We start from the raw sequence: 18,563 nt of genomic DNA on the forward strand, positions 1-18,563 counted from the left end.
GTCAGGCACACGGACGTGTGTCCCGGCGCGGTTTTCCGAAGAGGACGCGGTATGTGTTCGTATAAAAATTATTTGCCGTTGGCGTTTGGCGTGGTGCTCGGCCTGTTGCAGGGCACCACCCACGCGGCCGATTACGTCGATGTGCTGGACCTGCCTGTCAAGGTCAGCGCCTTGGCCATCAAAAGCCCGTTGTCCGGCATGGCCCGCGCCGGTGAGCGCGTGATCGCCGTCGGCCAGCGTGGCCATATTGTGTTTTCCGATGATTCCGGTCAGCACTGGAAGCAGGCCACCGTGCCGGCCAGTGCCGACCTCACTGCGGTGAATTTTCCGACCGCCACCCAAGGCTGGGCGGTGGGCAATGACGGCGTGGTGCTGCACAGCAGCGACGCCGGCGCGACCTGGCAAAAGCAACTCGACGGTCGCCAGATCGGCGCTTTACTGGTCAAGCATTACACCGCGCGGGCCAACGCCGAACCGAGCAACGAGCAATGGCCGTTGCTGGTTGCCGAGGGCCAGCGATTGGTCGAGCAGGGCGCGGATAAACCGCTGCTCGACGTCTGGTTCGCCAACGACAAAGTTGGCTATGTGGTCGGCGTGTTCAATCTGATCCTGCGCACCGACGACGGTGGCCAGAACTGGACGCCATTCCAGGATCGCACCGACAACCCGCAGGGTTTCCACCTCAACGCCATCGCCTCCACCGGCGATGCGGTGTACATCGCTGGCGAACAAGGCCTGTTGCTCAAATGGGATGACCACGCCCAACGCTTCGCCGCCGTGCCGACGCCCTATCAGGGCAGTTTCTTCGGCGTGCTCGGCAAGCCCGGCGAAGTGCTGGTCTACGGCCTGCGCGGCAACGTGTTGCGCAGCATCGATGGCGGCCAGAACTGGGCCGCGCTCGACTCCGGCCTGCACGTCAGCATCACCGCTGGCCTGATCGATGCCCGTGGTAATTACCGCTTGTTCACCCAGGGCGGACAGATGCTGGTCAGCCAGGGCACGGGCGCGCAATTGCAGCTGCTGCGCCAACCGGTGCCGACGCCGGTCGCCGGTGCCACCCAGTCCGCCGCTGGCGCGTTGGTGGTCGCGGGCAGCCGTGGCGCCCAGACGCTAGCCCTCGAACCCTAAGAGCGAGAACCCAGACATGGGCAATATCAAACAAGACGCCATGCCGGTGATCCGCGAGCTGCGCGATTTCGACCAGCACTCCGGTAACCTCCTCGAACGCTTGGTGTTCAACTACCGTCCGCTGTTCATGCTGCTGATGGCGCTGGCGACCGTGGTGCTGGGCTTCATGGCCGTGACGCGCCTTGAACTGCGCCCCAGCTTCGAAAAAATGATTCCGCAGAGCCAGCCCTACATTCAGAACTTCCTGGAAAACCGCCAGTCGTTGCGCGGTCTTGGCAACTCGGTGCGCGTCGTTGTCGAGAACACCCAAGGCGATATTTTCGACCCGGCGTACCTCGACGTGCTCAAGCAGGTCAACGATCAGTTGTTCCTCACCGAAGGCGTCGACCGGGCCTGGATGAAGTCGCTGTGGAGCCCGGCCGTGCGCTGGACCGAAGTCACCGAGGAAGGCTTCCAGGGCGGCCCGGTAATGCCCGACACCTATTCCGGTCAGCCTGAGCAAATCGAGCAACTGCGCCAGAACATCTCCCGCGCCGGATTGGTCGGCAGCTTGGTGGCCAGCGACTTCAAATCGAGCATGCTGATCGTGCCGCTGCTGGACAAAGCGGCGGCCGGTGGTCAACCCATCAACTACCACGCCTTCTCGCAAATGCTCGAAGAGCAGTTGCGCGACAAAATCGAATTCGCCGGCGACAGCGCCGCGCGCAAGGCCGGGGAAGAGGGCAAGGGCCAGTACAAGGTGCGGGTGATCGGCTTCGCCAAACTGATGGGCGACCTGATCGATGGCCTGATTCAAGTGATGATGTTTTTCGGTCTGGCGGTGATCACTTCGCTGGCAATCATCTACGCCTACACCCGTTGCGTACGCAGCACATTGCTGGTGGTCGGCTGCTCGCTGATCGCGGTGGTCTGGCAACTGGGCATCGTCGCCTGGCTGGGTTACGCCATCGATCCGTACTCGGTGCTGGTGCCGTTTTTGATCTTCGCCATCGGCGTGTCCCACGCCGCGCAGAAGATGAACGGCATCATGCAGGACATCGCCCGCGGCACCCACAAGCTGATCGCTGCGCGCTATACCTTCCGCCGTTTGTTCATTGCCGGCGTCACCGCGTTGCTGGCCGATGCCGTGGGTTTTGCGGTGCTGATGCTGATCGACATCCCGGTGATCCAGGACTTGGCGATCACCGCCAGCATCGGCGTCGCGGTGCTGATCTTCACTTCGTTGTTGCTGATGCCGGTGGCACTGTCCTATGTCGGCGTTGGCGCCAAAGCCGCCGAGCGCGCACTGAAAATCGACACCCGCGCCGAACACCACAAAGGCTTCGGCAAACTCTGGGATCTGCTCGACCGCTTCACCACCGCCAAGTGGGCGACCGGCGCGGTGTTGGTCGCGGTGCTGATGGGCGTCGGTGGTTTCATGGTCAGCCTCAACCTGAAAATCGGCGACCTTGAAAGCGGTGCGCCGGAACTGCGTGCCGACTCGCGCTACAACCGCGACAACGCCTACATCACCCAGCATTACGCGCTATCGAGCGACCTGTTCGCGGTGATGATCAAGACCGCGCCGGAAGGCTGCCTCAACTATAAAACCCTGGTGCTCGCCGACCGCTTGGCCTGGGAACTGCAGCAGTATCCGGGCGTGCAGGCCACGGCGTCGCTGGTCAACGCCGTGCGGCAAATCACCGCCGGCACCTACGAAGGCAACCCAAAACTCAACAGCATCCAGCGCAATCAGGACGTGCTCAACTACGCCGCGCAGCAAGCCTCGGTCAACTCGCCGGAGCTGTTCAATACTGATTGTTCGCTGATGCCGGTGATCACCTTCCTCAAGGATCACAAGGCCGAAACCCTCGACGCCGTGGTGGCGATTGCCGACCAGTTCGCCAAGGAAAACAGCACCGAAGATCGCCAGTTCCTGTTGGCGGCCGGTACGGCGGGCATCGAAGCAGCGACCAACATCGTCGTGCGCGAAGCCAATCGCACCATGCTGCTGTACGTCTACGCGGCGGTGACGTTGTTTTGCCTGATCACCTTCCGCAGCTGGCGCGCCACGCTGGTCGCGCTGTTACCGCTGGTGCTGACCTCGATCCTGTGTGAAGCGCTGATGGTCGCCATGGGCATCGGCGTCAAAGTCGCGACCCTGCCGGTGATCGCCCTCGGCGTCGGCATCGGCGTCGACTACGCCTTGTACCTGCTCAGCGTGCAGTTGCACTTCCAGCGCCAGGGCCTGCCGCTGTCCCAGGCCTACCGCAATGCCGTGTCGTTCACCGGCCGGGTGGTCGGGCTGGTGGGCATCACCCTCGCAGCGGGCGTGGTGTGCTGGGTGTGGTCGCCGATCAAGTTCCAGGCCGACATGGGCATCCTGCTGACCTTCATGTTCCTGTGGAACATGCTCGGCGCGCTGATCCTGATCCCGGCCCTGTCGTACTTCCTGCTGCGTGAAAGGGTGCCGCAAACCGCGCCTGTCATGCCGGCCGAAACCATCGAATCCACTGAACGTCCGGGCGTGCCTCATGCCCTGACCACTTCCGAGTAAGCCAACAATGTCTGACTACAAAGCTCCTTTGCGCGACATGCGCTTCGTACTCAACGAGGTTTTCCAGGTGTCCCGGTTGTGGGCCAAACTGCCGGGCCTGGCTGAAGTGATCGATGAAGAAACCGCCGCCGCCATTCTGGAAGAGGCCGGCAAGATCAGCGGCGAAGTGATCGCGCCACTCAACCGCGCCAGCGACGAACAGGGCTGCACCTGGAACAACGGCGTGGTCGGCGCGGCGGATGGTTTCGCCGAGGCCTATCAAGCGTTCGCCGAGGGCGGTTGGGTCGGTGTCGGCGGCGATCCGCAGTTCGGCGGCATGGGCATGCCCAAGGCGATTTCGGCGCAGGTCGAAGAAATGGTCAACTCGGCCAGCCTGTCGTTCGGCCTGTATCCGATGTTGACGGCGGGAGCTTGCCTGTCGATCAACGCCCACGCCAGCGAAGCACTGAAAACCAAGTACCTGCCGAACATGTACGCCGGGACCTGGACCGGTTCGATGTGCCTGACCGAAGCCCACGCCGGCACCGACCTCGGCATGATCCGCACCCGCGCCGAACCTCAGGCCGACGGCAGTTACAAAGTCAGTGGCAGTAAAATTTTCATCACCGGCGGCGAACACGACCTGACGGAAAACATCATCCATTTGGTGCTGGCGCGACTGCCGGATGCACCGGCAGGCCCGAAAGGCATCTCGCTGTTTTTGGTGCCGAAGGTGCTGGTCAATGACGACGGTTCACTGGGCGAACGCAATGCGCTGTCCTGCGGTTCCATCGAACACAAAATGGGCATCAAGGCGTCCGCCACTTGTGTGATGAACTTCGACGGCGCCACCGGCTGGATCGTCGACGCGCCGAACAAAGGCCTGGCGGCGATGTTCACCATGATGAATTACGAGCGTCTGGGCGTGGGCATTCAAGGCCTGGCGCAGGGCGAACGCTCCTACCAGAACGCCGTCGCCTACGCCCGTGATCGTCTGCAAAGCCGTGCGCCGACCGGCGCGCAGTTCAAGGAACAATCCGCCGACCCGATCATCGTCCACCCCGACGTGCGGCGCATGCTGTTGACCATGAAAGCCTTGAACGAAGGCGGTCGCGCGTTCTCCAGCTACGTGGCGCTGCAACTGGACAGCGCCAAGTTCAGCGAAGACGAATTCACCAGCAACCGCGCTCAGGAACTGGTATCGCTGCTGACTCCGGTAGCCAAGGCCTTCCTCACCGACATGGGCCTCGAAACCACACTTCACGGTCAGATGATCTTCGGCGGCCACGGCTACATCCGCGAGTGGGGCCAGGAGCAACTGGTGCGCGACGTGCGTATCACGCAGATCTACGAAGGCACCAACGGCATCCAGTCCCTGGACCTGGCCGGGCGCAAAATCGTCGGCAGCGGCGGGGCGCTTTACCGTTTGTTCGCCTCGGAAATCCGTAACTTCACCGCCAATGCCTGCGCCGATCTCGGCGAGTTCACCAAGCCGCTGAATGCCGCCGTCGACACCCTCGACGAACTCACCGCGTGGCTGCTCGACCGCGCACAAAGCAACCCGAATGAAATCGGCGCGGCCTCGGTCGAGTACCTGCACGTGTTCGGCTACACCGCCTACGCCTACATGTGGGCGCGTATGGCCAAGGCTGCGATGAGCACCCATTCGAAGGACGATTTCTACGTCAGCAAACTGGCCACCGCACGCTTCTATTTCGCCCGCTTGCTGCCGCGTATTCACTCGTTGAGCGCATCGGCCAAGGCTGGCAGTGAATGCCTGTTCGCGTTGCAAGCCGATCAGTTCTGAAAGGACAAGGAACCCCAACATGATGGCGACAAAAATAATTCCGCCCGCCGACGGCGCCTACGCCTATCCGCTGCTGATCAAGCAATTGCTGCTGTCCGGCGTGCGCTACGAGCCAGGTCGCGAAATCGTCTACGCCGACAAGCTGCGCTACAACTACCTGACCCTCAACAAGCGCATCCGCCGCCTGGCCAACGCGCTGACGGCGGCCGGCGTGAAGGCGGGCGACACCGTGGCGCTGCTCGACTGGGACAGTCACCGTTATCTGGAATGCTTTTTCGCCGTGCCGATGATCGGCGCGGTGCTGCACACGGTGAACATTCGCCTGTCGCCGGAACAAGTGCTCTACACCATGAACCACGCCGAGGATGATTTGGTGCTGGTGCATGATGATTTTCTGCCGCTGGTTGAACAGATTCACGGGCGGTTGAGCACCGTCAAAGGCTACCTTCAACTCACCGACGAAACGGCGGCCAGTACCTCACTGCCGGTGGTCGGCGAGTACGAGCATTTGCTGTCCGAGGCATCCGACCAATACGCCTTCCCCGACTTCGACGAGAACTCGGTCGCCACCCTGTTCTACACAACAGGCACCACCGGCGACCCGAAAGGCGTGTACTTCACCCATCGCCAATTGGTCCTGCACACCCTGAATGCCGTCGGCACGTTGGGCGTTTATCAGGGCCAGCCGCTGCTGCGTTCCGACGACGTGTACATGCCGATCACGCCGATGTTCCATGTGCATGCGTGGGGCGTGCCCTACGTCGCGACCCTGATGGGCATCAAGCAGGTCTACCCTGGCCGCTACGAACCCAACAGCCTGGTGCGCCTCTATCGCGAAGAGAAGGTCACGTTTTCGCACTGCGTGCCGACCATCCTGCAAATGATCCTCAACTGTGAGGAAGGCAAACAGGCGCGTTTCGACGGCTGGAAAATGCTCCTCGGCGGCAGCGCGTTGACCCTGGGCATCGCCAGCGAAGCCAGCAACAAAGGCATGGTGGTGCACGCCGGTTACGGCATGTCGGAAACCTGCCCGTTGCTGTGCCTGACCTACCTGCGTGACGAAGACCTCCAGTTATCCGCCGAAGCCCAACTGCCGATCCGCATCAAGACCGGCACGACGGTGCCGATGGTCGACCTGAAGATCATCGACGCCGAAGGCAACGATGTCGCCCACGATGGCGAATCTCTCGGCGAAATCGTGGTGCGCGCGCCGTGGCTGACCCAGGGTTATTTGAAGGACAAGGAGAAGGGCGCCGAGCTGTGGCACAACGGCTGGCTGCACACCGGCGACATGGCGTCGATAGATGAATGGGGCGGTGTGGAAATCAAGGACCGCATCAAGGACGTGATCAAGACCGGCGGCGAGTGGATCAGCTCACTGGAACTGGAAAGCCTGATCAGCCAACACCCGGCGGTGATGTCGGTTGCGGTGGTGGGCATTGCCGACGAACAGTGGGGTGAACGGCCGATGGCCATGGTCGTCAGCGAGCCGGGTCAATTCCTCGACCGCAAGATCCTGGAAACCCACCTGCAAGCCTTCGTCGATGGCGGGCGCATCAACAAATGGGCGATCCCCAAGCAGTTCAAATTTGTCGCAGAAATCCCCAAGACCAGCGTCGGCAAGATCAACAAGAAACTGATCCGCGAAAGCGAAGCCAACTGACCGCTACATCCGCGGCCGTGGCATGGTCGAGGGCATGCGTTGCTGGGGAGGGATGATCCTGCCACTGCCACCGTTGACGGGCGGGCTCGCCTGTTCGTCCTGGCGCGTGTCATGGCAGGACGAACCGCTGATGGCCACGACCACGGCGAACAGAAGCGGCGCAATCAAGTGCTTGAGCATGGGAGTTCTCCGGTGCCGGGTCTTTCCAGCTTAATCCGTGTTCTGCGCCTGCCACGCTCCGTTGGTCCGGCCATCGATTTCCAAATCCTGTGCCAAGCTGATGGATGCCCGTTCGCCCGCTGCCCACAGGAAGCCCAAGACATGAAGCACGTTCGCACGTCGCACATCCGTCGAGAGTTCTACAAAGCCGTCGGCTATTACCTTCGAATCGTTTCGCCGATCCTTTCCGTCATGCTTGTCGTCATCGTCACCTTCGGCCTGATCATCAGCTATCTGGAAGGTTGGGAGCCTTTCGACGGCATCTACTTCGGTTTCGTGACCGGGTTGACCATCGGCTACGGCGAACTTGTGCCGAAAATGCCGCTGTCGCGAATATTGGCAATACTGCTCGGCTTCAACGGCGTGCTGCTGACCGCGATATTCGCGGCGATCAGCGTGCGGGCGATCGAGATCGCGGTGCGGGTAACAGGTGGCGACAAGTAAGACAGGCTCAATGCCATGAAGTCGTGCTTAGATGCGGGTTTTGACCCACAGGGAATGATCCATGATCGACTTCAACAACAAGGGATTCTTCAAGCTCAAGCAAAACGACGAGTACGCCGAACGCGTGACCGCCCTGTTGCTGGACGGTGAGAAAGTCATCGACTCCTACAAATCCATGCGCGACGGCGTGGTGTTTACCAACAAACGCATCATCGCGGTGAACGTGCAGGGCATCACCGGCAGCAAGAAAGACTTCACTTCGTTGCCGTACAAAAACATCGTGGCGTATTCGGTGGAAACCTCGGGGACGTTCGATCTGGATTCCGAACTGGAAATCTATTTTTCGTCGCTGGGGAAAGTGAAGTTCGAATTCACCGGCAAGACCTCGATGGTCGAGGTCTCCAAGATGATTTCCCAGCACCTGCTATGAGCAACACACAGCTTTTGTAGGAGCTGAGCTTGCTCGCGATGAGGCCAATACATTCAACATCAATGTTGCCTGAACTGACGCTATCGCGAGCAAGCTATGCTCCTACAGATTTTCAGCAGAAGGCTAAGCCTCCCAACCCGCCCCACTCACCGCCGCCTGCACCAACGGATGCAAATCCGCCCCTTTGTGCTCCGTCTGCCACGCCAGCAATTCCTTGCGCATGCTCGGCGCCCAGAACATCTGCAGATGATTACGCACACTGAGCACTGCCTGCTCCTGGTCCGGTTGCGTAGCAAAGTACTGGCCGATCTGGTTGGCCATCTTGATCAGGTTGTCCGTACTCATTTACGCACCTCGGCTTTCTCAGGATGCCGACGTTCCTTCAGCAAACGATGCTGCTCATCACTGAACTCCTGAAAGCGCTTCTGCCACTCCGAAGGGTGATAAACGCGGCTGACCTCCACGGCGGTGACCTTGTACTCCGGACAGTTAGTAGCCCAGTCAGAGTTATCGGTGGTGATCACGTTGGCGCCCGACTCAGGGAAGTGGAACGTGGTGTACACCACGCCCGGCGCGACCCGTTCGGTGATCCGCGCACGCAATACGGTCTGCCCGGCGCGACTGCCGATGCCGACCCAGTCACCTTCGTTGATGCCACGGCTCTCGGCGTCGGTCGGGTGGATTTCCAAGCGGTCTTCGTCATGCCAGGCAACGTTGTCGGTACGCCGGGTTTGCGCGCCGACGTTGTACTGGCTGAGGATGCGCCCGGTGGTCAGCAACAGCGGATAGCGAGCGTTGACCTTTTCCTCGGTCGGCACGTAGCCGGTGAGCATGAACCGCCCCTTGCCGCGCACGAATTCCTCGATGTGCATGGTCGGCGTGCCGTCCGGTGCCGCCGCGTTGCACGGCCATTGCAGGCTGCCGTGGCGATCCAGTTCGGCGTAGCTGACGTTGGTGAAGGTCGGCGTCAGGCTGGCGATTTCATCCATGATTTGCGATGGATGCTGGTAGCTCATCGGGTAACCCAAGGCATTGGCCAGCGCCACGGTGCCTTCCCAGTCAGCCTTGTCTCCCAGCGGCTCCATGACCTTGCGCACCCGAGAGATGCGTCGCTCGGCGTTGGTGAAAGTACCGTCCTTTTCCAGGAACGAACTGCCCGGCAAAAACACGTGGGCGAACTTGGCGGTTTCGTTGAGGAAAATATCCTGCACCACCACACACTCCATGGCCGACAGCGCCGCAGTCACGTGCTGAGTATTCGGATCGCTCTGGGCGATGTCTTCGCCCTGGCAATACAAACCTTTGAAACTGCCGGCCAGTGCCGACTCGAACATGTTGGGAATGCGCAAGCCAGGCTCCGATTGCAGGGTGACGTTCCACGCCTGTTCGAACTGCGTGCGCACCACCTCGTTGGAGATGTGCCGGTAACCGGGCAGCTCATGAGGGAAGGAGCCCATGTCGCAGGAACCCTGCACATTGTTCTGCCCACGCAACGGGTTCACGCCCACGCCTTCGCGACCAATGTTGCCGGTGGCCATGGCGAGGTTGGCGATGCCCATGACCGCCGTGCTGCCCTGACTGTGCTCGGTAACGCCCAATCCGTAGTAGATCGCCGCATTGCCGCCAGTGGCATACAGACGCGCAGCGGCACGGATGTCGGCAGCGTTTACACCGCAGACTGCGCCGAGCACTTCCGGTGAGTTTTCCGCGCGGCTGACGAACTCGCGCCAATTGGCGAAATCGCTACCTTCGCAACGGGCGTCGATAAAGGCCTGATTGAGCAAGCCTTCGGTGACAATCACATGGGCCAGCGCATTGAGCATGGCGACGTTGGTGCCGGGACGCAGCGCCAGGTGCACTTCGGCGCGGGCGTGCACCGAGTCCACCAGATCAATGCGTCTCGGATCGATGACGATCAGCCGCGCGCCTTCACGCAAGCGGCGTTTGAGCTGTGAGGCGAACACCGGGTGGGCGTCGCTAGGGTTGGCGCCCATCACCAGAATCACGTCGGCCTGCATCACCGAGTCGAAACTCTGCGTACCAGCAGACTCGCCCAACGTTTGCTTCAGGCCATAACCGGTCGGCGAATGACAAACCCGCGCACAGGTGTCGACGTTGTTGTTGCCGAACGCGGCGCGCACCAGTTTCTGCACCAGATAGGTTTCTTCGTTGGTGCAACGGCTGGAGGTAATGCCACCAATGGAATCGCGGCCATATTTTTGCTGCAACCGACGGAACTCGCTGGCGGCGTAAGTCACCGCTTCATCCCAGCTGACTTCCTGCCACGGGTCGCTGATGTGCTTGCGGATCATCGGTTTGGTGATGCGATCCGGGTGGGTTGCATAGCCCCAGGCAAAGCGCCCTTTGACGCAGGAGTGGCCGTGGTTGGCCTGGCCGTTCTTGTCCGGCACCATGCGTACCAGTTTGTCGCCCTTCATCTCGGCGCGGAACGAACAGCCCACGCCGCAATAGGCGCAGGTGGTGATCACGCTGCGTTCCGGTTGACCCAGTTCGACCACGCTTTTTTCCATCAGGGTCGCGGTGGGGCAGGCCTGCACACAGGCGCCGCAGGACACGCATTCCGAATCGAGGAAGTTATCCCCACCCGCAGCCGAAACACGGGACTCAAACCCGCGCCCGGTAATCGTCAGGGCAAAGGTGCCTTGGGTTTCTTCACAGGCACGCACGCAGCGGTTGCAGACGATGCATTTGCTCGGGTCGTAGTCGAAATACGGGTTGGACGTGTCCTTCACGTCGGCCAGATGGTTGTCGCCTTCATAGCCGTAACGCACCTCCCGCAGGCCGACCTGACCGGCCACGGTTTGCAGCTCGCAGTTGCCATTGGCCGAGCAGGTCAGGCAGTCCAGCGGGTGATCGGAGATGTACAACTCCATGACGTTGCGCCGCAGGGTCGCGAGCTTGGGCGTCTGGGTGTGCACGCTCATGCCTTCGCTGACCGGCGTGGTGCAGGACGCCGGATAACCACGCATTCCGTCGATCTCCACCAGGCACATGCGGCAGGAGCCGAAGGCTTCCAGGCTGTCGGTGGCACAGAGTTTGGGAATGGTGGTGCCGAGCAACGCGGCGGCGCGCATCACCGAAGTGCCTTCGGGCACGCTGATGCTGCGGCCATCGATGCTCAGGGTGACTTGCACGTCGCTGTCGCGGGCCGGCGTACCGAGGTCAATATCGGTTTTCGGGTCGAAGAGAGTAATCATTGCTCGGCCTCCGAGGCTTGCAGACCGAAGTCAGCGGGGAAGTGCTTGAGGGCGCTGGCCACGGGATAAGACGTCATGCCGCCCAACGCGCAGAGCGAACCGTATTGCAGGGTGTCGCACAGGTCCTTGAGGATGATCACCTGCGCATCGCGACTGTTCTGGTCAGGCGCGGCCAACAGACGGTCGATCACCTCGACGCCGCGAGTCGAGCCGATGCGGCACGGCGTGCATTTGCCACAGGATTCCTCGGCGCAGAACTGCATGGCGAAACGCGCCATGTGGGCCATGTCCAGAGTGTCGTCAGCCACCACCACACCGCCGTGACCGAGCATCGCGCCCATGGCGGCGAAGGCTTCGTAATCCAGCGGCGTATCGAATTGCGAGGGCGGAACCCAGGCACCAAGCGGACCACCCACCTGCGCAGCCTTCAGCGGCCGGCCACTGGCGGTCCCGCCGCCGTAGTCTTCCACCAACTCCCGCAAGGTCAGGCCAAAGGCCCGTTCCACCAGACCGCCGTGACGCACATTGCCCGCCAGTTGGAAGGGCATGGTGCCCAGAGAACGGCCCATGCCGTAATCACGATAAAACTGCGCACCCTTGGCCAGAATCAGCGGCACCGAGGCCAACGTCAGCACGTTGTGCACCAGCGTCGGCAAGCCGAACAAACCCTGCAACGCCGGAATCGGCGGCTTGGCGCGAACGATCCCACGCTTGCCTTCCAAAGAGTCCAGCAGCGCGGTTTCTTCACCGCAGATGTAAGCACCGGCCCCGACGCGCACGTCCATATCGAAAGCCAAGCCGCTGCCGCCGACATTGGCGCCGAGGTAACCGGCAGTTCGGGCGATGTTCAGCGCTGCGCGCAACGTCGCCACGGCATCCGGATATTCCGAGCGCACATAGATGTAGCCGAAGGTGGCGCCGACGGTAATGCCGGCAATCGCCATGCCTTCGATCAGCAGGAAGGGGTCGCCTTCCATCAACATGCGGTCGGCAAAGGTGCCTGAGTCGCCTTCGTCGGCGTTGCAGACGATGTACTTCTGCGCCGCCTCGGTAGCGCGCACCGTGCGCCATTTGATCCCGGCGGGGAAGGCCGCGCCGCCACGGCCACGCAGGCCTGAATCGAACACTGCCGTCGCAGTCTGTTCACCGCCAATACTGACGGCCCTCGTTAAACCTTCGAAACCGCCATGGGCCCGGTAATCGTCCAGCGACAATGGCCGCGTAATACCGGCGCGGGCGAACAGCAGGCGTTGTTGAGACTTGAGATAAGGCAACTCTTCTACAAGACCCAAGGCCAGCGGATGAGCGGATGAATTGTTCAGCGCTTCAAGCACCGACGGCACATCGTCAGCCGTCAGCGGACCAAAACCGATACGGCCCTGCGGACTATCCACTTCCAACAACGGCTCCAGCCAATACAAACCACGCGAACTGGTGCGCTGCAACTCCAGCGGCAAATTACGTTCCTGAGCCTGCGTGATCAGCGCCACCGCCACCTCATCGGCCCCCACGGCACGAGCCAGCGAATCACAAGGCAAATAAAGAGTCGGCATCACGCGTCCTCCCGGCAAGCGTCAAGCAACGCATCCAACCGCTCGGCACTGAGCCGCGCATGCACCCGGCCATCCAGCTCCAGCGCTGGCGAACAGGCACAGGCACCCAGGCAATAAACAGGACGCAAACTAATGCTGCCATCGGCACTGCTGCCGTGATCATCCAGTTGCAGCCGCTCGCGCAATTGCGCAGCGAGATCCTCGGCACCACGGCTCTTGCACGACTCAGCCCGGCACAGCCGCAGGATATGTCGCGCGGGCGGTGCGGTACGGAAGTCATGGTAAAAACTGATCACCCCTCGCACCTCGGCCTGGCTCAGGTTGAGGGCATGGGCAATCTCGGGGACGGCGACATCGGGGACGTAACCGATGCGCTCCTGAAGATCATGAAGAATGGGCAACAGCGCACCCGGGGTGCCCTTATGGCGCTCCAGCAGACTGTTGACCACAGGCAGGTGCAACAACTCATCAGGCATTCAGCAATCCTCACGGTCACGGACAAACCAGAAGGTCGTCGGTCGTCCGAAAGTGTCGGCTGCGGCATTCACACCACGTCACGGTATCGTGGATTTCAGGCCGGTGGCCAGGGCACCCTTGGCGGGCATCTTGTTGTGCCCGATGCGATCTCTGTCGCACATCTTTCAGGGCATAAAAGGCAGATTGCCACGCGGCTATTGATTCAACTGCACCAAAGCGACGTGTTCAGTTCTGTCTACGACTATCCATTAAGTCTAGATGAGCGCCGCAAGGGCGTTCACACACCGGCCTAATGCCCGGAGGGCTTGTCGATGGGTGATGTATAGCAAGCATTACAGATGAGAAGAAGCATCAGAATCGAGGGCAATTCTACGGAGCAGATGTGTCGATCCCTCCGCTGCACCCCCAAACCCGCTCCAATGCCTAGTGAGCGGAAATGTCCTACATCCGTCTGCCCAAACAGAATCGGAAGCATCTGATTCTGTTTTTTGGCGATGTCTGAATGAGTCAACGCTTATCCCGAACGGCGTAGATTTCCTGCTCCTTTAAAAAGACAAACTACCCACTGCCAAGGAGCGGTCTCATGGCGTTCGACGCTTTTATCAAAATTGAAGGTATTCCAGGCGAAGCGCTGGACGAAAAATACCTTAACTGGATCGAAGTGAGTGGCTACAGCTTTAGCACTTATCAAAGCACCTCAGCCACCGCCAGCTCTGCCGGTGGCGCTACCGCCGGCCGGACAACCCTGAGCCATTTCACTTTTACCAAAACGCTGGACAAATCCAGCTGCAAACTGATGGAAGCCAGTTGCGCCGGTGAGCACCTGAAAGAGGTCACCTTGGTGCTGAGCCGGGCGGGTACCGACAAGCTCAAGTACTACGAGATTGTGCTAGAGGAAGTCATCATCGCCGACTACACGCAAAATGCCGCAGCCGGCATTCCCGTTGAAATGGTGCAACTGAATTACGGCCGCATTAAAACTGTGTACACCCAGCAAAAACGCAGCGATGGTGCAGGCGGCGGCAACATAGCGGGTGGCTGGGATCGCATTAGCAATAAAAGATATTCGTGAGGCTTAGATGACAGAGCCTCTAGCGTTTATCAACTCACGAACACAGTCTTTCGAATCCCTCAAGGCCGAACTGCGACTGACCGGCATTGCAAGAAGCAAGTTTGATGCACTCAACAGCCATATCGCCAATACTGCGGTGTTGGCGGGTGAATTAGTGATCATCGGTGATGTGACGACCTCATCCAGTACCCATCAAGAGGCGTACTTGATGAGCAAAGCCAGAGATATTCACATCGCCCTGCTGACTAATCAGGTCGACGCCGACGACTTCTTTCTCGACAACTTCGAACTGCTGCAGGAGTTACTCGACTATGGCGCTATCGGCGCCGGGGCCGTCAGTGATGGGTGGAGCAAATACATGGCCGCGATCAAGACCACGCTAGAGGAGATCGAACAGGCCCATGAAAACTATCTGCGCAGTGGGTCTATTGCAGCCAGAGACAGGTTCTACAGCGAACGCGCAATGTTATTCATCAAGCTGGAAAAACAACTGGGCAATGTTGCCTCTTACGGCTCGGGATTGCGTTCCCAAGGTTCGATCAAACGAATGTTGGGGATTTCGACCAAAAGCTACATGAGTACCGGCGAGATTACCGGTTACGCGCAGAAGGTCAGTGGTGTGGCCAGGGCGGCGAAGTTGATCAAGCGAGGAGTTTATATCGGCACTGCCCTGAGCGTTGCCTCCGCCGGGCTGAAGATTAAGCAGGCATGTACGTTGGGGCGGGAGGATGAGTGTACGAAGGCGAAGTATGTTGAGGGTTCTTCTCTGGTTCTTAGTTTGGCTGGTGGCAGCGGTGGGGGATTACTTGGCGGTCTCGCAGCTTCGTACGGATGTATAGCGATATTGGGTTTGACTACTGGAGGAGGCGGCGCACTGGTGTGCAGCGTAATAGGAGGGGTAGTGGGAAGTAAGGAAGGCGAAAAGCTCGGAGGTGCAGCAGGTGAAAAATTCGGTGAGTTTATTTACAGAGAATTGATGTAATGAGTTCGGTTTCTTTAGGGCTCCTGGGGTTTTTCATTGGTATGCCACTGATAATTATCCTCGTGTGGCTAATTTATATGGTTCATGTCTATACGGAAAAAGCAGAAGCACTGCTGTCAAACAGTGGTTTTGTAAAAGCTAATTTGGAAGCATTTGATCAAGCTGGCTTATTGGGGAAAGCTATGCGCAATGGCTTCATTACTTTGGTGTTGATAAATCCAGATCTTTTGGCGAAAAGGGGGCTTGTTAATGTGAATGAGGTCAAAGAGTTTCCAAGAAGAATAAAACGAGTTTTGGTTGTTTCATGGGGGTTGTGTTTCCTGTTTACGAGCGCACTTATGATTTTAGGGTTTTACATTGAGTATGTTGATAAGTCGGCTGGTGTATAGGTGCTGTTATGATATTTGGTGAGTGAAAGTAAAGTTGTTTGCTAGTTGCTATTTTTACCTATAATAAAAATCCGCAATGAATAATGTCCATGTCGACCTTGTATTTTTAATGATGCTTGCGCCGCTTTTGCTTGTCGCGGTATGGCTGATGTATATTGTGCAAGTTCACACCGAAAAAGCGGAAGCGTTTTTGTGTAATGGTCATTTTGTGAGCGTTAACAAAGCCGCATTTTATAATATGGGGATTTTTGGGGAGTTTATGCGTAGTGGGGTTCTCACTATGGTTTGATCATGCCGGGCATTTCAGTGAGGCGAGGTATCGTCAATGCTGCTGAAGTCGAACGATTTCCGAAAGCTTTAAAAAGGATGCTAGTGATCTCGTGGGGGGTTTCTGGCTATTAAGTATTGCTTTTATTGTGTTTGGGGCCTTTGTGAAGTGCGTTAATTGAGTTGGATGATTGGCATGATTTTTTATCAATTCCTGCCGTGTCGTATTCAAGATGGTCAGATATTTTTATAAAAAGTCGCTGAGTGGGTATTAGTCGGGGCGTATTGTCCTTCGAGTCGTGGGTGGATTCGGTTGAGCTATTACAGAGACAGGATGGTCTTAGTATTATGTGCCGTTAGCGGAAGTCTAGAGGCGCTAGCTTCATGATGTAATTAGAGTAAATGTAGGTGGTTGGGTTGTGGATGAGTGCGGTGAAAAGTTTGGAAAGGTAGTGAGAAGTTATTTGTAAGGTCTTGCCATAATGAATAATGTTGCGCTGGCGATCATCGTGATATTGATATTCTTTCTTGGAATCGTATCAACGTTCTGGATTGTTTTGTCTTCGTATCGTTTTACTGAGCTGTTAGAAAGTTACCTGGATAAAAGTAAGTTTGTAGCGAGTAATCGCAAGGTGCTTTCCCATGCAGGTTTGGTGGGTCTGCTCATCAGGAATTGTACAATGGCTCTAATGTTTTTGATTCCTCGGCTCTGTGAAAAACGTGGGCTTATAGAAAAGGATGAGTTGTTGAATCTGCCCATTCACCTGAAACGAAAATTGTTGGTGCCATGGATCATTAGTGGGTTCACATTATTTGCGGCTTCTATCTACTGTTTTTTTGTCATTTGATTCTAAGACGCAATTGGAGGGACCTTCCCTGAGACTGGCCTTGCTGGGACCGCCACAGCAGTAGGGGATCGGTGGCGAGTTATAAATGCAAAAAAGGGATGTTCTGCACCAAACCCCAACCCCCCATCAAGCAGGAAATGGGGCCTGCCCCTTGGGCTGCCAGTGGACAGCAAATTGGCAAAATAGTAGCGTCGCGCCACTGCCTTCAACTCTGTAACGGACTACACATGCTCACTGCCACTCCAGCCTCGCGCCTATTCTGCGCAATCACTTTCGCCGTCGTGATGACCCCGGCGTTCGCCGACTGGGAAGAATCTCCGGAATACGCCTGGAAAACCTACCTCTCCGATTGCCAGCAATTACAGCGGGATGTGACCGATGTACAGAACGGGCGCAAGATGGCCATGGATGTCTTGCCCAACATCCAGGGCTTTCTGCGAACCATTACGGTACACCGCAAGAACCTGGCCCAGCCAAGCCTCAGCTCCCCCGATTACGCCCGTTGTGAAAACGTCGTCTCCCAAGCCAAAGACACAGTGGCCAAGGGCAGTGCTGAAAACGACGAGGCGATGGATCAACATTTCCGCCAAGCCCAGACCGAGCACCTGAACTCCCCGGAATACAAACGTGCTCGCTTTCTGGGCTTCACCGACGTCGGCGAAATCGGCGACCTCGACCAGCACGCCGAACTGGATGGCGAAGCAAATCTGAAAACCTTGATGCTCACTGTCGATTTTGGCTGCGGCCGCCATTTCCGCGCCGCGCATTACATCAAACCCTACGTGGTGTACACCGTCCATCGTTCGGACGGCAGCTGCGGCGTCTACAAGCACGTCGCCGTGCTGGGCGGTGAAACCGTGGAGCGAGGCGACTACATCAATCCGAAAGGGGTTTTTCAGTACGTGGGATGGAAGAAATTGGCCGGTGCGGATGGCTTTCCCATCGACGTTCGAGTCGTAAAAGCGCTGAAGTAACCCTCAGGATTTTTCTTCAGCGCAGGATGGCTGGCGATATCGTCAGCCCAACCACCCTCAATCCCGAAGATGCACCACACCCCACTCAAACCCCAAGGTCAAATAACACCCGACAGCGCACCGCAATACCCTGTGGGAGCTGGCTTGCCAGCGATAGCGCCCACTCAGCCAACACAAATGCCGAATCAGCCACCACCCTCACAAACCACCCCCACAGGCCTCAACCACTAACCCTCAGCCTTAGCCCCCGCCCGCTTGGACACCGGCACATAAACCCGATCCCGAGTAAGCACCTTCACCGCATCATCCACCAACGCCTTACTCATCGAAGTCAGATAATGCGCAGCCCAGGCGTGACGATCAGTGTCCCTGGCATAAGCAGCATCTTCAGTGAGCGTCTTGGCCAGGAACAAAAAATCGGAAGCCATGGACAACGCATCACCAAGAGGAACCCCGCGAGTGACGTGGAACAGTGGTTGATCCGCACAGTAGATCGCGGGCGTCAGACCAATGGTTTTGAGTTCAGATTGTTCAGTCATTGGCCACCTCCGAGGATGGAGAGGCAATGGGGGAGGGG

At 58.5% G+C, this 18,563-nt stretch carries 18 protein-coding genes; 12 read left to right on the plus strand and 6 right to left on the minus strand.

Going from position 1 to position 18,563, the window contains the following annotated elements; translation table 11 throughout:
* The first annotated feature begins 51 nt into the window (after positions 1 to 51).
* From ACW9JC_RS04035 to ACW9JC_RS04050, 4 genes are read left to right on the plus strand one after another with little or no spacing between them, the layout of a single operon-like run.
* Positions 52 to 1,128: a WD40/YVTN/BNR-like repeat-containing protein gene (locus ACW9JC_RS04035; RefSeq protein ID WP_457453737.1), complete on the plus strand. Its 1,077-nt coding sequence runs from the start codon at positions 52 to 54 to the stop codon at positions 1,126 to 1,128.
* A gap of 16 nt (positions 1,129 to 1,144) precedes the next feature.
* Positions 1,145 to 3,664: an efflux RND transporter permease subunit gene (locus tag ACW9JC_RS04040; protein WP_457453738.1), complete on the plus strand. Its 2,520-nt coding sequence runs from the start codon at positions 1,145 to 1,147 to the stop codon at positions 3,662 to 3,664.
* A 7-nt stretch (positions 3,665 to 3,671) separates the two neighbouring features.
* Positions 3,672 to 5,450, plus strand: a complete 1,779-nt coding sequence (locus ACW9JC_RS04045; protein ID WP_457453739.1) for an acyl-CoA dehydrogenase C-terminal domain-containing protein — start codon at positions 3,672 to 3,674, stop codon at positions 5,448 to 5,450.
* Positions 5,451 to 5,469: 19 nt separating this feature from the next.
* Complete coding sequence (locus ACW9JC_RS04050; RefSeq protein ID WP_457453741.1) at positions 5,470 to 7,113, plus strand: fatty acid--CoA ligase; 1,644 nt, start codon at positions 5,470 to 5,472, stop codon at positions 7,111 to 7,113.
* Positions 7,114 to 7,116: 3 nt separating this feature from the next.
* On the opposite strand, the gene ACW9JC_RS04055 is transcribed toward ACW9JC_RS04050, so the two are convergent.
* Positions 7,117 to 7,293, minus strand: coding sequence for a hypothetical protein (locus ACW9JC_RS04055; RefSeq protein WP_457453742.1), 177 nt, complete (start codon positions 7,291 to 7,293; stop codon positions 7,117 to 7,119).
* A gap of 141 nt (positions 7,294 to 7,434) precedes the next feature.
* On the opposite strand from ACW9JC_RS04055, the gene ACW9JC_RS04060 reads away from it, so the two are divergent.
* Positions 7,435 to 7,776 carry a potassium channel family protein gene (locus ACW9JC_RS04060; RefSeq protein ID WP_457453744.1) on the plus strand — a complete coding sequence of 114 codons (342 nt, stop codon included), beginning with the start codon at positions 7,435 to 7,437 and terminating at the stop codon, positions 7,774 to 7,776.
* 61 nt (positions 7,777 to 7,837) lie between these two features.
* Complete coding sequence (locus ACW9JC_RS04065) at positions 7,838 to 8,206, plus strand: PH domain-containing protein (RefSeq protein ID WP_448106417.1); 369 nt, start codon at positions 7,838 to 7,840, stop codon at positions 8,204 to 8,206.
* A gap of 123 nt (positions 8,207 to 8,329) precedes the next feature.
* On the opposite strand, the gene ACW9JC_RS04070 is transcribed toward ACW9JC_RS04065, so the two are convergent.
* Genes ACW9JC_RS04070 through ACW9JC_RS04085 form a run of 4 tightly spaced genes read right to left on the minus strand, consistent with a single transcriptional unit; the run spans position 8,330 to position 13,453 of the window.
* Positions 8,330 to 8,551 (minus strand): formate dehydrogenase subunit delta, encoded by a 222-nt coding sequence (locus tag ACW9JC_RS04070; protein WP_457453747.1) that lies wholly within the window; start codon positions 8,549 to 8,551, stop codon positions 8,330 to 8,332.
* The gene (fdhF, locus tag ACW9JC_RS04075) at positions 8,548 to 11,424 is read right to left on the minus strand and encodes a formate dehydrogenase subunit alpha (protein WP_457453749.1); all 2,877 of its coding nucleotides are present in this window, start codon (positions 11,422 to 11,424) and stop codon (positions 8,548 to 8,550) included. Before fdhF ends, ACW9JC_RS04070 begins: the two co-directional genes overlap by 4 nt.
* Positions 11,421 to 12,977, minus strand: a complete 1,557-nt coding sequence (locus ACW9JC_RS04080; RefSeq protein ID WP_457453751.1) for a formate dehydrogenase beta subunit — start codon at positions 12,975 to 12,977, stop codon at positions 11,421 to 11,423. Before ACW9JC_RS04080 ends, fdhF begins: the two co-directional genes overlap by 4 nt.
* Positions 12,977 to 13,453 carry a formate dehydrogenase subunit gamma gene (locus ACW9JC_RS04085; RefSeq protein WP_457453752.1) on the minus strand — a complete coding sequence of 159 codons (477 nt, stop codon included), beginning with the start codon at positions 13,451 to 13,453 and terminating at the stop codon, positions 12,977 to 12,979. The genes ACW9JC_RS04080 and ACW9JC_RS04085 overlap by 1 nt, the downstream gene beginning before the upstream one ends.
* 584 nt (positions 13,454 to 14,037) lie before the next feature.
* Here ACW9JC_RS04085 and ACW9JC_RS04090 point away from each other — a divergent pair.
* From ACW9JC_RS04090 to ACW9JC_RS04115, 6 genes are all read left to right on the plus strand, one after another.
* Complete coding sequence (locus ACW9JC_RS04090; RefSeq protein WP_457453754.1) at positions 14,038 to 14,526, plus strand: Hcp family type VI secretion system effector; 489 nt, start codon at positions 14,038 to 14,040, stop codon at positions 14,524 to 14,526.
* Between the two features lie 7 nt (positions 14,527 to 14,533).
* Entirely contained in the window at positions 14,534 to 15,508 is a 975-nt protein-coding gene (locus ACW9JC_RS04095; protein ID WP_457453756.1) for a hypothetical protein, read from the plus strand.
* On the plus strand, positions 15,508 to 15,897 hold the full coding sequence (locus tag ACW9JC_RS04100; protein ID WP_457453757.1) for a hypothetical protein: 390 nt from the start codon (positions 15,508 to 15,510) through the stop codon (positions 15,895 to 15,897). Before ACW9JC_RS04095 ends, ACW9JC_RS04100 begins: the two co-directional genes overlap by 1 nt.
* A 76-nt stretch (positions 15,898 to 15,973) precedes the next feature.
* On the plus strand, positions 15,974 to 16,186 hold the full coding sequence (locus ACW9JC_RS04105; RefSeq protein ID WP_457453759.1) for a hypothetical protein: 213 nt from the start codon (positions 15,974 to 15,976) through the stop codon (positions 16,184 to 16,186).
* A gap of 460 nt (positions 16,187 to 16,646) precedes the next feature.
* On the plus strand, positions 16,647 to 17,012 hold the full coding sequence (locus tag ACW9JC_RS04110) for a hypothetical protein (RefSeq protein ID WP_457453760.1): 366 nt from the start codon (positions 16,647 to 16,649) through the stop codon (positions 17,010 to 17,012).
* Positions 17,013 to 17,239: 227 nt separating this feature from the next.
* A complete protein-coding gene (locus ACW9JC_RS04115; protein ID WP_457453762.1) occupies positions 17,240 to 17,986 on the plus strand; it encodes a hypothetical protein in 747 nt (248 codons plus the stop codon).
* Positions 17,987 to 18,213: 227 nt separating this feature from the next.
* On the opposite strand, the gene ACW9JC_RS04120 is transcribed toward ACW9JC_RS04115, so the two are convergent.
* Entirely contained in the window at positions 18,214 to 18,525 is a 312-nt protein-coding gene (locus tag ACW9JC_RS04120) for a DUF3077 domain-containing protein (protein WP_457453763.1), read from the minus strand.
* Positions 18,526 to 18,563 lie beyond the last annotated feature (38 nt).

The sequence above is a fragment of the Pseudomonas sp. SDO5591_S426 genome (assembly GCF_054070755.1).

Coding starts and splice junctions, on each gene's coding strand:
- ACW9JC_RS04105 (WP_457453759.1), top strand. CDS start 15,974: ATGAATAATGTCCATGTCGACCTTGTATTTTTAATGATGCTTGCGCCG.
- ACW9JC_RS04120 (WP_457453763.1), bottom strand. CDS start 18,525: ATGACTGAACAATCTGAACTCAAAACCATTGGTCTGACGCCCGCGATC.
- ACW9JC_RS04115 (WP_457453762.1), top strand. CDS start 17,240: ATGCTCACTGCCACTCCAGCCTCGCGCCTATTCTGCGCAATCACTTTC.
- ACW9JC_RS04060 (WP_457453744.1), top strand. CDS start 7,435: ATGAAGCACGTTCGCACGTCGCACATCCGTCGAGAGTTCTACAAAGCC.
- ACW9JC_RS04110 (WP_457453760.1), top strand. CDS start 16,647: ATGAATAATGTTGCGCTGGCGATCATCGTGATATTGATATTCTTTCTT.
- ACW9JC_RS04070 (WP_457453747.1), bottom strand. CDS start 8,551: ATGAGTACGGACAACCTGATCAAGATGGCCAACCAGATCGGCCAGTAC.
- ACW9JC_RS04055 (WP_457453742.1), bottom strand. CDS start 7,293: ATGCTCAAGCACTTGATTGCGCCGCTTCTGTTCGCCGTGGTCGTGGCC.
- ACW9JC_RS04045 (WP_457453739.1), top strand. CDS start 3,672: ATGTCTGACTACAAAGCTCCTTTGCGCGACATGCGCTTCGTACTCAAC.
- fdhF (WP_457453749.1), bottom strand. CDS start 11,424: ATGATTACTCTCTTCGACCCGAAAACCGATATTGACCTCGGTACGCCG.
- ACW9JC_RS04080 (WP_457453751.1), bottom strand. CDS start 12,977: ATGCCGACTCTTTATTTGCCTTGTGATTCGCTGGCTCGTGCCGTGGGG.
- ACW9JC_RS04090 (WP_457453754.1), top strand. CDS start 14,038: ATGGCGTTCGACGCTTTTATCAAAATTGAAGGTATTCCAGGCGAAGCG.
- ACW9JC_RS04050 (WP_457453741.1), top strand. CDS start 5,470: ATGATGGCGACAAAAATAATTCCGCCCGCCGACGGCGCCTACGCCTAT.
- ACW9JC_RS04035 (WP_457453737.1), top strand. CDS start 52: ATGTGTTCGTATAAAAATTATTTGCCGTTGGCGTTTGGCGTGGTGCTC.
- ACW9JC_RS04040 (WP_457453738.1), top strand. CDS start 1,145: ATGGGCAATATCAAACAAGACGCCATGCCGGTGATCCGCGAGCTGCGC.
- ACW9JC_RS04085 (WP_457453752.1), bottom strand. CDS start 13,453: ATGCCTGATGAGTTGTTGCACCTGCCTGTGGTCAACAGTCTGCTGGAG.
- ACW9JC_RS04095 (WP_457453756.1), top strand. CDS start 14,534: ATGACAGAGCCTCTAGCGTTTATCAACTCACGAACACAGTCTTTCGAA.
- ACW9JC_RS04065 (WP_448106417.1), top strand. CDS start 7,838: ATGATCGACTTCAACAACAAGGGATTCTTCAAGCTCAAGCAAAACGAC.
- ACW9JC_RS04100 (WP_457453757.1), top strand. CDS start 15,508: ATGAGTTCGGTTTCTTTAGGGCTCCTGGGGTTTTTCATTGGTATGCCA.